This window comes from Frankia sp. AiPs1, assembly GCF_023716945.1.
Taxonomy (GTDB): Bacteria; Actinomycetota; Actinomycetes; order Frankiales; family Frankiaceae; genus Frankia.
The window spans coordinates 1-11,349 of record NZ_JAMQQF010000168.1; the positions used below are offsets into that span (position 1 = coordinate 1).

At 72.5% G+C, this 11,349-nt stretch carries 10 protein-coding genes; 5 read left to right on the plus strand and 5 right to left on the minus strand.

All coding sequences use genetic code 11. From position 1 onward, the window contains the following. Together ND748_RS16010 and ND748_RS16015 are read left to right on the plus strand one after the other, a co-directional pair. Positions 1–234, plus strand: a 234-nt coding sequence (locus ND748_RS16010) for an acyl-CoA dehydrogenase family protein (RefSeq protein WP_285902199.1), incomplete at its 5' end; no start/stop codon positions are given. After that, entirely contained in the window at positions 231–1,742 is a 1,512-nt protein-coding gene (locus ND748_RS16015; protein ID WP_251746609.1) for a class I adenylate-forming enzyme family protein, read from the plus strand. The genes ND748_RS16010 and ND748_RS16015, both read left to right, overlap by 4 nt. A gap of 14 nt (positions 1,743–1,756) precedes the next feature. On the opposite strand, the gene ND748_RS16020 is transcribed toward ND748_RS16015, so the two are convergent. Continuing rightward, entirely contained in the window at positions 1,757–2,476 is a 720-nt protein-coding gene (locus ND748_RS16020; protein ID WP_251746610.1) for an SDR family oxidoreductase, read from the minus strand. Positions 2,477–2,534: 58 nt separating this feature from the next. Here ND748_RS16020 and ND748_RS16025 point away from each other — a divergent pair, with 58 nt between their 5' ends. Continuing rightward, entirely contained in the window at positions 2,535–3,158 is a 624-nt protein-coding gene (locus tag ND748_RS16025) for a TetR/AcrR family transcriptional regulator (protein ID WP_374215938.1), read from the plus strand. A gap of 61 nt (positions 3,159–3,219) precedes the next feature. Here the strand turns inward: ND748_RS16025 and ND748_RS16030 are convergent, their stop codons facing one another. Continuing rightward, complete coding sequence (locus ND748_RS16030; RefSeq protein WP_251746612.1) at positions 3,220–4,272, minus strand: LLM class flavin-dependent oxidoreductase; 1,053 nt, start codon at positions 4,270–4,272, stop codon at positions 3,220–3,222. A gap of 38 nt (positions 4,273–4,310) precedes the next feature. On the opposite strand from ND748_RS16030, the gene ND748_RS16035 reads away from it, so the two are divergent. Continuing rightward, complete coding sequence (locus ND748_RS16035; protein WP_251746613.1) at positions 4,311–4,997, plus strand: TetR/AcrR family transcriptional regulator; 687 nt, start codon at positions 4,311–4,313, stop codon at positions 4,995–4,997. 120 nt (positions 4,998–5,117) lie between these two features. On the opposite strand, the gene ND748_RS16040 is transcribed toward ND748_RS16035, so the two are convergent. Together ND748_RS16040 and ND748_RS16045 are read right to left on the minus strand one after the other, a co-directional pair. Further along, on the minus strand, positions 5,118–6,455 hold the full coding sequence (locus ND748_RS16040; protein WP_251746614.1) for a CHAP domain-containing protein: 1,338 nt from the start codon (positions 6,453–6,455) through the stop codon (positions 5,118–5,120). A gap of 217 nt (positions 6,456–6,672) precedes the next feature. Beyond that, positions 6,673–9,345, minus strand: a complete 2,673-nt coding sequence (locus tag ND748_RS16045; RefSeq protein WP_251746615.1) for an NACHT domain-containing NTPase — start codon at positions 9,343–9,345, stop codon at positions 6,673–6,675. Positions 9,346–9,662: 317 nt separating this feature from the next. Here ND748_RS16045 and ND748_RS16050 point away from each other — a divergent pair, with 317 nt between their 5' ends. Beyond that, entirely contained in the window at positions 9,663–10,700 is a 1,038-nt protein-coding gene (locus ND748_RS16050; protein ID WP_251746616.1) for a patatin family protein, read from the plus strand. A 25-nt stretch (positions 10,701–10,725) separates the two neighbouring features. Here the strand turns inward: ND748_RS16050 and ND748_RS16055 are convergent. Then, positions 10,726–11,349, minus strand: a 624-nt coding sequence (locus ND748_RS16055; protein WP_251746617.1) for an ATP-binding cassette domain-containing protein, incomplete at its 5' end; no start/stop codon positions are given.

The window sequence follows — 11,349 nt, forward strand, 5'->3', positions numbered from 1 at the left end:
GTCGACGGCCTCGCCGACGCCCCCGACGCCGGCGTCGCCGCCGCCGTCGCGCACGCCGTCTGCTCCGAGGCGTTCGTCGCGGTGGCCACCGAGAACATCCAGGTCCACGGCGGCATCGGCTTCACCTGGGAGCACGCCGCGCACCTGTACTACCGGCGGGCGAAGGCCTCCCAGCTGCTGTTCGGCGGCCCGGCGGTCTACTACGAGCGCCTGTTGGCCAAGGCCGGCGTGTGAGCGCCGCCCCGCCGGGACCCGGCCCGGACGTTGCGGGCACGGTACGCACCCCGGCGGGGCTGCGTTTCACCGGCCTCGCGCCCACTGTTGGTGACGGCGCACGCGCCACCGTCGAGCGGGTGCCGGACGCGGAGGCCCTCGTCGACCTCGCCACCGGCCAGCGCCTGACCTACCGCGCGCTGTGGGACGCGGCCGGCCGGGTCGCCGGCGGCCTCGTCGCCGCCGGCATCGCCCCGGGCGATCGGGTGGCCGTGCGGCTGCCCAACGGCGCGCCCTGGTGCGCGGCGGTGCTCGGCGCGATCCTCGCCGGCACCGTGCCCGTGCCCGTCAACACCCGGCTGACCCCGGCCGAGGTCGCCCACATCGTCACCGACTCCGGCGCCACCCTCGTCGTCGACGACCCGGCCGCGCTGCCCGACGGCCCGCCCACCGTGCGCCTCGCCGAGGACCCGGAGGCGCTGGCCGCGCTGTTCTACACCTCCGGCACCACCGGCGTGCCCAAGGGCGCGATGCTGTCGCACCGGGCGCTGCTGTCCGCGGCCGAGCAGTGCCGCCGCGCCCTGCACCTCGGCCCGACCGAGGCGACGCGGACGCTGATCGCCGCGCCGCTGTTTCACGTCCTGGCCTTCGGCATGCAGTGGCTGCCCGCCCTGCTCGCCGGCGGCACGGTCGTCATCGCCACCCGCTTCGAGACCGGCGCCTGGCTGCGGGCGATCCACGACGAGCACATCGACGTGCTCAACGGCGTGCCGGCGATGTACTGGCAGGCGCTGCGCCACCCCGACTTTCCCCGCACCGACGTCTCGCACGTCCGGCTGGTCAGCTACGGCGCCGCACCGACCCCGCCCAGCCAGGTCGCGGAGCTGCTGGCCGCCTTCCCCGCGGCCCGTTTCGGTCCCGGCTACGGGCTGACCGAGGCCGCCTGCGTCAGCGGCCTGGACCACGACGAGGTCCTCGCCCACGCCGACACGGTCGGCAGCGCGGTGGCCGCCACCGAGCTGCGCCTCGACGGCCCCGAGGCCGCCGCCGGCGTCGGCCAGCTCCTCGTACGCGGCCCGCAGCTCATGAGCGGCTACTGGCACCGGCCCGAGGCGAGCGCCGAGGTGCTCGACGGCGGCTGGCTGCACACCGGGGACCTCGCCCACATCGACGGCGCCGGGCGCATCCACCTGCTCGACCGCATCAAGGACATGATCAACCGCGGCGGGGAGAACGTCTACAGCATCGAGGTCGAACGGGTGCTGGCCGCGTTCGACGGCGTCGGCGAGGTCGCCGTCGTCGGCGTGCCCGACCCGCGCCTGGGCCAGCGGGTCGCCGCGGCGATCGTGCCCCGCCCCGGCGCCGCCATCGACGTCTCCGCGCTGCTCACCCACGCCGCCGGCCGTCTCGCCGACTTCAAGATCCCCCAGTTCGTCGCGATCCTGACCGAGTCACTCCCCCGCAACGCCGCCGGCAAGGTCGACAAGGCCCGCCTGCGCACCGACACCCCCTGGGGCCCCCGCCGCTGAGGACGAGCCCCGGCTCACCCCATCGACACCAGCCGCGCCCCGCCGTCGGTCTCGATGACGGTGCCGGTGACGTTCGGATTGGTCGCCGCGACGACGGTGACCTCGGCGATGTCGTCCGCGGTCGCGATCCGCTGCGCCGGCAGAGCCTGCACGGCCTGCGCGAAGTACGACTGCCGTGCGTCGTCGGGCATGCCGCTCCACCAGGGGGTGTCGACCAGACCGGGGGAAACGCCGTTGACCCGGATCGGCGCGAGTTCGACGGCGAGCGGCTTGACCAGGGCCTCGACGGCGCCGTTGAGGGCCGCGATACCCGCGGTTCCCGGCATCCCGACGCGGGCGCTGATCGCGCCGAGCAGCGTGATGGAACCGGTCGGCGTGAGGTACGGCAGGGCCGCCTGGATGGTGGTGAGGTGCGCCCAGAACTTCGCGTCGAACGCCCCGCGAAGCACGTCGAGGTCCAGATCGGCGATGGGGCCCGGGCCATCGCTGCCGCTGAGGGTGATGACGAGCCAGTCGACGCGGCCAACGGCGGCCAGGACGGCACTGATCTCGCCGCGGTGGCCGCCGTCCGCCCGGTGGCCGATCAGCGCCGGGTCGGTGCCCGCGATGTCGTCGAGTCGCCGCTTGTCACGGCCGACGACATGGACCGTCGCGCCAAGGGCATGCAACCGCCGGGCGGTAGCCAGCCCGATGCCGGACGTTCCGCCGACGACCAGTGCAGTGTGCTCACTCACGCGATCTCCTAATTCGAACCGCTACGTCTCGTCTCGAAATCACGGTAGCATGATGACCGTGACCGACCAACCCACACCGGCCCGGCCCGGACGCAGGCGCAGCGAGGAGAGCCGGCTCGCCATCCTCACCGCGGCGATGGAGCTTGCGGGCGAGGTGGGATATGCCGGCCTGACGATCGAGGGCATCGCCGCCCGCTCCGGCGCGGGCAAGCAGACGATCTACCGCTGGTGGCCGTCCAAGGCCGATGTGCTGCTCGACGCCCTGGCCACCAAGGCCGACCTGCACGTGCCCATCCCCAACGAGGGCAGCTATGCCGCCGACCTGCGCGCCTTCCTCGCCGCCAGCTTCCGGCTGGGCCGCGACCAGCGGGTGGTCGACACGTTGCGCGCCCTGATGGCCCACGCGCAGATCGACGAGGAGTTCCAGCAGCGGTTCCGCTCCGCGTTCCTGCAGCGCCGCCGTGACGCGCTCGGGATCATTCTCGACCGCGCCCGAACCCGAGGCGACCTGCCGCAGATCCCGTCCCCGGGCACCGTCGCCGACATCGTCTTCGGCGTCATCTGGTACCGGATCCTCGCCACCAGCCAACCCGTCGACGAAAACCTGATCGGCGAGCTCGTGACCACCCTCACCGAGCCGCGTGCCGCGACCGAACTGCCGACGGCGGGAAGCAGCCAATGACTAAGTCGATCAAGGTGTTCCGCGGAACCGCGCCACGGTGGGGCCCCCGCCCCGCTGACGATCAGCCGCGGGCGGCGCTGGCCTGGCTGTCGGTGTGGGCGCGTACGACCGGGGCGACGGCGTCGGCGAAGCGGTGGATGGAGTCGGCGACCTGCTCGCGGGGCAGGCCGCCCCAGTCGATCTGGCCGTAGAAGCGGTCCAGGCCGAGGGTCTGGTGAGCGTCGAGGATCTTCTCGATGAGCTGGGCGGGCGTGCCGATCATGATGGCGTTGCCGCGGCGCATCCCGTCGGCGAACGCCTCCGCGGAGACGATGAAGCCGCGCCCGCCGGGGGTCTTGGGGCGCAGGTACTCGTAGTAGTACGGGTGGACGGCGCGGGCGTCCTGTTCGGAGGCCGCCGCGTAGAAGTGGGTGGAGATGCCGACCTTCAGCCGCTCGGGATGGCCCGCCTGCTCGCCGGCCGCGCGGTAGACGTCCACGGCGCGCCGGGCGTGGCTCAGCGGGCCGCCGATGTAGCCGAGCACCATCGGCAGGCCGAGGCGCCCGGCCCGTTCGGCGCTGGTGGGCGACCCGCCGACCCCGACCCAGACCGGTAGCGAACCGGGCTCGGCGCGCGGGGTGATCGGCGCGTCGGTCAGCGGCGGGCGGAACCGGCCGCGCCAGGTCACCCGCTCCTGTTCGCGCAGGGTGAGCAGCAGTCGGAGCTTCTCGTCGAACAGCGCGTCGGCGTCGGCGAGGTGCTCGCCGAACATCTCGAATGGCTCGGCGTACGCGCTGCGCCCGGCAATGATCTCCGCGCGGCCGTGGCTGAGCAGGTCGAGGGTGGCGAAGTCCTGGTAGAGCCGCACCGGGTCGAGGATCGGCAGCACCGTCACCGCGCTGGTGAGCCGGATCCGGCTGGTTCGGGCGGCGACGGCGGCGAGCACGACCGCCGGCGAGGAGACGGCGAAGTCGAGGGTGTGGTGCTCCCCCAGCGCGAACAGGTCGAGTCCCACCCGCTCGGCGAGCGTCGCGTGGCCCACGATCTCGTCCAGCCGCTCGCCGTGACCGACCCGCACGCCGGTCGCCAGCCGGATCTGGGCGTCGCTGAGCGAAAGCACCCCGAGTTCAAGCATGTGCGCAGCCTACGGGATAACCGGAGAAGGTGCTCCAGATGGTGCGGTACCGTCAGATCGTGACGGATGAGGGCCAGCGCATCCGCGTCGACGCGCGGCGCAACCGCGACCGGATCGTCGAGGCCGCCCGGGAGCTGTTCACCCGGCAGGGGCTGTCGGTGTCGACCAACGAGGTCGCCCGGCACGCGGGCGTCGGCATCGCCACCGTGCTGCGCCGCTTCCCCACCCGCGACGACCTCGTCGGCGCGGTCTTCTCCCCGAAGATGGCCGGCTACCGTGACGCCGCGTCCGCCGCCCTCGCCGACCCCGACCCCTGGCACGGGTTCTGCCGCTTCATCGAGACCGTCTGCGCCATGCAGGTCGCCGACCTCGGCTTCACCGAGGTCCTGACCCGCACGTTTCCCACCGCGCGGGCGCTGGAGTCGCAGCGCGACGAGGTCGCCGCGGACTTCGGCCGGCTCATCGACCGGGCCCAGGCCGCCGGCCGGCTGCGACCCGACTTCGCCCACCAGGATCTCGTCGTGATCCTCATGGCCAACGCCGGCGTCGTCGCCGCCAGCGGTCCCGCCGCCGAGACCGCCTCCCGACGCCTGGTCGGCCACCTGCTGCGCTCCTTCGCCGCCGACGGACCCAGCAGCGGCGCCGCCCACCCCGAGCTGCCCCCGCCACCGACCCGCACCGCCATGTACCGCGCCATGCTGCACTGGCGGGCGCCGCCCACCTAGTCATGCGCCGGCGGACACCACCGGCATGGCCGTCATGCCGGTGGTGTCCGCGTCGCGGTCCCGCGCACGTCCGCGAGCAGCACAAGCCACTCGGCGTCCACGGTGCCTCGTGCAGCGCCGTCAGCCGGCTCGGACGTAGCCCTTGATGGTGCCGGCCGTGCCCCGCCCCGAGCTTGGGCTCCAAGGCTGGCTCTGGACGGCGTGCGAGCTCGACGCGAATGCCTTCTCAGACGAGCCCTCACCGCCGAAGTCACCGTCGACGCTGACAACCGTGCCGTTGCTCGGGAACACCTGCACGATCACACCAACGTGGCTTGGGTAGACAACCAGGTCCCCCACCTGCGGTGAAGTACCCAGCGACAGCCAGTGGCCGTACTTCTGGGCCCAGGCGGTGAGCTGGGTGGTGTTGATGTAGTGCGGGACGTTGATCCCAGCCTTCTGCCAGGTGTACGTCGCGAAGTCCACACACCAGTACTCTCCGTGCACAGGCGCATTCCAGTAGTCGCCGTTGACCCCAGTCCAGGTGTGTCCCTTCCATCCGAGGGCGAGGTTCGCGGCCTGCCCGGCCGGAGTCGTCGAGGGCACGCGCGGCGGTATGTAGCTCGCCCGGCCGTAGAAGGGGGCGCCGAAGGCGAAGATCCCGCCGTCGGCGGCAGACAGCCAGTACCCGCCAGGGGTGATGGCGATCGCGTTGACCTCGGCGGCCAGCGCCTTACCCCCCATGGAGCCGCGGAAGGCGGCGTCACCGAAGGCGAACACGCCGCCGTCCGCGCCGGCGAGCAGATAGCCGTGGCTGGTGCCCGTGGCGACGATCGCCGTCACCGGGCTGTTGAGCGGCCGGCCGCCCATGGAGCCATAGAACGGCACGCCGAACGAGAAGACACCGCCGTCCCCGGCAACAAGCCAGTAGCCGGCGCCGGAGGGCGCGGCCGCAATGCCGGTGACCGCCGCGTTCAGGTGCTGGCCGGCCATCGATCCGTGCAGCCTCGCGTCGCCGAAGGCAAAAACGCCGCCGTCGGAAGCAACCAGCCAATAGCCCCGACCCGTCGGGGTCGCGGCGATGCCGACCACCGGCTGACCGAGTGGCCTTGATCCCAGCGATCCGTGGAACGCCGCGTCACCGAAGGCGAAGACACCGCCGTCGGAAGCAACCAGCCAATATCCTCGACCTGTCGGGGTGGCGGCGATGCCGACCACCGGCTTGTTCAGCGACTTCCCGCCCATCGAACCGTAGAACGCCGCGTCACCGAAGGTGAAGACACCGCCGTCGGAGGCGACCTGCCAGTAGCCCGTTCCGGTCGGGGTGGCGGCGATGCCCACCAGCGGGAGATTGCTGGCAGCGGTCGCCGCCGACGCGGGTGCGGAGACGGTCGCCACCAGACCAGCGGCGAGGACGACCGCGGTAAGGAGCGACGCACATCGCCTCCTACCGCGGAACAACATACGGATTGGCTCCATTGGCATCCTTTCGCGGGTCTTTGCCGGGCGATTCCGCGCCCGAAGATTCGTCAGACGCAGGATGCCGCGCGGCGTGCCTCAACCGGACGCCCGGAGATTGTCCCGCTTCAATTCCGCGCCAATCTGCGGGTTGTCTCGCCGTGAAAGAACCCCACGCCGCGGTACGGCCAGCCGCCCCACGTGCCCGGTGTTCCCGGGACGTCGCGGCAGGCTGCCATCAGCGGCGGACCTGCGAACGGTCGGCGAGACGGCGCTGGAGCTCCGCGTGCCGATACTGGTACAGGGCGCCGGCCTGGCGTAGTACGCCTCTGTTCTGGTGGGCATCGGCGAGAAACGTCATCAGTCGCCAGGGGAGGTGTCCACGCAGCGCGAACCAGACGCGAGAGATCGCCAGCGTCCCCCAGCAGGCCTGCAGGAATCCAGCGGTCAGCGCAATCGCGACCGCGGCGGCGAGGCTGGCACCGAGGGTCACGTCGTACCCGGTGGACAGTGCTGTGCCGACGACGATCGCCGCCCCCACCACGCAGGTGACGGCGGTGAACGTCGTGCGGTCTCGGGCGAACAGCGTCCGTGGGCTCGCCCCGCGGGTCAGATCCGCCGGGGCGCCACCGAGTCCGGCGACAAAGCCCGCGGCGGCACCCGCGGATACACCGGCCACGAGGCCAGCCACCAGCCCGCCACGTGGGCTTACCCCGAAGCCGACGGACAGGCCCGCGCCCAGCCCAACGCACAGCCCGACCAAGCTGCCTCCGAGCAGTCCCGCGCGCGACCAGCGTAGCTTCTCGGCCGGCTGGTCACGGCTGGCGAGCCCGACGGCCAGCCCCACTCCCAGCGCGATTGCCGGTCCGTCGACCAACCCGGCGATCGGGCCCTGTCCGACCCCAACGGCGAGCCGGACGGCGCAGCCGCCGACGAACCCGCCCAGCGCGCCGCCGGCCAGACCCCCGCTGGGCCCGACCGCAAGCCCGACGGCCAGCGCGCCCGCGACCCCACTGAGCATCCCGTGGGACGTGCCGACACTGACGGTGCACACGGCTGCGGTGAGCAGTCCGCCGACGAGTCCGCCGAGGTAACCTGCGGCGAGCCGAAGGCCGAGCCGGTCCTTGCGGCGATCGCCGGTGGCGCGGCGCACCGGCAGAGCAACTGCCAGTGCGGCGAGCATGCCGATGCCCAGGCCTGCCCCAAGCTGTGGCGTGAGCGCCGCGACGAAGCCCGCGGCCAGGCCGGCGACAGTCCCGACGACGGCGCCAGCGAGCCAGCGCGGCGCCGCGCGTGGAATCTCCCACCAGGCCAGGTTGGTGGTGCCGGCCAGGTCCCGCTGCAGGTGCGCAGCGAGGAACGTCAGCCACCGCTCGGCCTGCTCGACGGAGTAGGTCGCGGCCGGGGTAAGGCCGCGCCGCCAGGACCGGGCAGGCCGCGGGTGCGGTGGGCGCCGGTAGGCGGCCGGGATGAACGCGTCGAACAGATGGTTCTCCACCGCACGGGCATCGGGGAATCGCTCTCGGTCGCACAGCTCGGCCGGGTCGGGGAGGGCACCGCGATGCTCGCCATGGCGCGGGTTGTAGATCGTGCGCGCCAGGCCGACCATCAGCGGGGTTCGTAACGCCCGGGCGACCGGCGCGTCGGTGCCCAGCGCGGCGAAGACGGGGCGCCACCGGTCTGCCGAGGAGTCGGCGTCACGGCGGAGATAGGTCCTGACGGATGCCGGGTTGACCTCGTGCAGCGTGATGGCACACGCCGCCCGCAAAAGCATCGGGGTCCTGGTGAACGCGGCGCCCCCGCCGGGCTGCACCGCCTCGCGGAACTGCTGTTCCCGGCAGGAGACGACGATGCCGTCCGCGGGGCGCAGCGCTTCGTTGATCCGCGTGATCGCGGGCCCGCGAAGCGCGTCGGGAATCTCGTCGAGCCCGTCAAGGACGGGCAGCAGCAGCCCCTCGTCCAACAGCGCGTCCACCCGGCAGACGCCTCGGCTGCCCGGCATTGCGCCGGCCAGGCCGGGGTAGTCGGTGGCGAGCCGATCGGTCAGCCAGGTACGCAGGTCCCGCCCATCCGGATTCCACGACGCCGCCGGCACCAGAACGGGGACCGAGCCACCGGACTCACGCCGCCGCAGCAGGTCCAGGACGAGGCGAACAAGCAAGATCGTCTTGCCCGAGCCCGGCTCACCGAGCACCACAAGGCGCCGGGTGGGGATGGCGGCGAAGATATCGGCGAGCTGGTCGTCGCCGCCTGTCAGCCGGGGCGCGGGAACCGCGCGGCGCAGCGTCTCGGTGGCAAGCGCCCACTCCTCCGCCAACTCTGGGTCCGCTTCCGACCAGGTCACCGGCAGTGGATGCGGGTCATTGATCCGCCGGAGCTCGGCCTCGGCCTCCCACTGGTGGCGCACCAGCGTGGCAAGTCGGTCGACGACCTCGTCCAACCCGGATGACAGCCGGCGCGGGGACGAAGCCGCCGCGACCGGCGCCGACGAGTCCTCCGACCTCTCGCGCTGCGCTGGGCGAGGCGTATCAGTCGTGGCGTTCTCCGTGGCCGCGGCGCTCCCGGAAGGGGTGGCGGCGGTCCCGCCAGGTGGGCCGGGCCTGGACGCGCGGGACTGGGCGGTGCGGACGCTGTGCCAGCGCGTCTCCCATTCGGCCTCGTCGCCGCCGCAGGCTCGGACGTAGGCCAACGCCACGTCGAGGTTCGGCAGGACGCGGCCGTCCACGGCGCGCGCCAACGTCGTACGCGAATAGTGCACCCGACTTTCCATCACCCGATACGGCGGGCTGTCGGCGTTCTCACGCAGCGCGCGCAATGCCTCCACGAAATCTCGCAGGGGACCCGGCGGCGCCGCCGGTGGCTTCGGCGGCCGACCAGGACGCCTGGTGGCCCCTCCCTCAGATGCGGACATGCGGTATCACCTTTATCCCCCGAACCGGCCAAAGACCGGCAATTCCCCCGTTTGCGGTTGTCTCAGGAAACGCGACAACCGGAGACAACCCTAGTTCGTGATCGGCAGATGTCTGATTACCCGCGCCTGTCCGATGACCGACCGCGTAACCCAGCGTGGCGGGTCCGGTCCTGACAACTGGGCCGCCGCCAGGACTTGGCCGAGTTCGTGTCTCGCGTGGGCTGGATGTCTTGCGCAGCCAAGCGTCGGAACGGCGTTACGGCGGCGGAGACAACCAGCGTGCCGGGTGCGGCGCGGCGGGGACGGAGTAGCGAGACGTGGGGCGTTCCGTGATCGATGTGCTCGCCGAGCGCCGCCGCGCCGGCAGCGTCCCCGGTCACCGGACCGACCAGCATCGGGTCGCGCTGGCCGTCGAGGGTGGCGGGATGCGGGGCGTCGTGTCCGGGGCGATGCTGGTGGCCCTCAACGACCTGGGACTCGCGGCCTGCTTCGACGACGTGTACGCATTCTCGGCCGGAGCGCTCAACAGCGCCTATTTCGTCACCGGCGCCAGCTGGGAGGCTCTCGCCTGCTACTACGACTATCTCGTCGAGCCCGAGTTCCTCAGCCTGAAGCGGGTACTGCGCGGTAGGCCAGCTCTTTCGCTCGACTTCGTGATCGAGGAGATCATGGGGCGGCGCAACCCGCTCGACTTCCAGGCCGTCCTGGAGGCAGGGCTGCGGCTGCACATCACGGTGTCGTCCGTTGACGACATCAGGCCCAACACGATCAGCGGGTTCGCCTCCCGGGAGGACCTCAGAACCATTCTGCGGGCGACCTCCTGCTTACCGATCGTCGCCGGCCCGCCGGTACCGTTCCACGGCGACCGCCTGCTCGACGGCGGGGTGCTGCTCGCCCATCCCGTGTTCACCGCCATCGAGGACGGCTGTACCCACATCGTCGCGCTGCGGACCAAGCCCGCGGATGCCCGCGCGCAGGCCCCTGGCCTGCTGGAGTGTCTCGTCGCCCGGCGCCTGGACCGGCTCCGCAAAGGCTTGGGCGGAGCCTTCCTGGACACCCAACGGAACTACGTCCGGGTCCAAGCCCTCCTCGAGGACGCCACCGCTGGATCCGGTCTGGATCGCCCCTACGACCTGCTGGACGTCGTGTGCCTGCCGGGCTCACACCGGGTCGGCCGGTTCACCCGCGACACCGGCCTTCTGTTTGAGGGCATCCGCGCCGGCTACGGCGCGATGATGCAGCGCATCGAGGGCCGCTCCGCCCCCACCTACCTGCGCCCGACGCTGCGCGACCCGGCGTGGGTGCCGGCGCAGCCCCGCGGCGGCGAGCCCCGGGGCTTCGATACGCAGCATTGACGTTCCGCGTCTCCTCCGCGGGATGTCAGCCCGTGAGCGGGACGGGCAGGCGCAGTTCGCGGCCGGGCCAGCGGGAGCGTAGCCAGCGGTCGTGGGAGGCGACGACGATCGCGCCGGGGCCTTGGCCCAGTGCGTCCTGCAGCTCGTCGGCGAGGCGCGGCGAGAGGTGGTTGGTCGGCTCGTCGAGCAGCAGCAGATCGGGCGGCTCCGCGAGGAGGATCGCCAGGGCGAGGCGGCGGCGCTGGCCGACGGACAGCTCCCCCACCGGCCGGCCCAGCTCCCGCGGGGCGAGCAGCCCGAGGCCGACGAGCGGCACGGTCTCGGCCCGGCGCTGCCCCAGCGCGTCGGCGTAGACGGTGGCCGCGGTGCGCTCCGGCCGGTCGAACACGCTGTCCTGGGCGAGCAGCCCGACCCGCAGGTCGCCGCGGCGGCGCACCTCACCACTGCCGGCTTCGAGCTGCCCGGCCAGCACGGCGAGCAGCGTCGACTTGCCGGCACCGTTCGGACCGGTGACGAGGACCCGATCGGTGGCGGTCAGGTCGAGCCGACCCAGCGCGAGGCGGCCGGGCACGTGGACGTCGCGCAACGCCAGCAGCGTCCCGTCCGGCGAGGGGCTCGTCAGCGCCGGCGCGGCGAAGCGCAGCGGCGG

Bases quoted from the DNA above. Each gene is read 5' to 3' on its own strand.
- ND748_RS16045 (WP_251746615.1), bottom strand. From the start codon at position 9,345: ATGTCCGCATCTGAGGGAGGGGCCACCAGGCGTCCTGGTCGGCCGCCG.
- ND748_RS16035 (WP_251746613.1), top strand. From the start codon at position 4,311: ATGGTGCGGTACCGTCAGATCGTGACGGATGAGGGCCAGCGCATCCGC.
- ND748_RS16030 (WP_251746612.1), bottom strand. From the start codon at position 4,272: ATGCTTGAACTCGGGGTGCTTTCGCTCAGCGACGCCCAGATCCGGCTG.
- ND748_RS16040 (WP_251746614.1), bottom strand. From the start codon at position 6,455: ATGGAGCCAATCCGTATGTTGTTCCGCGGTAGGAGGCGATGTGCGTCG.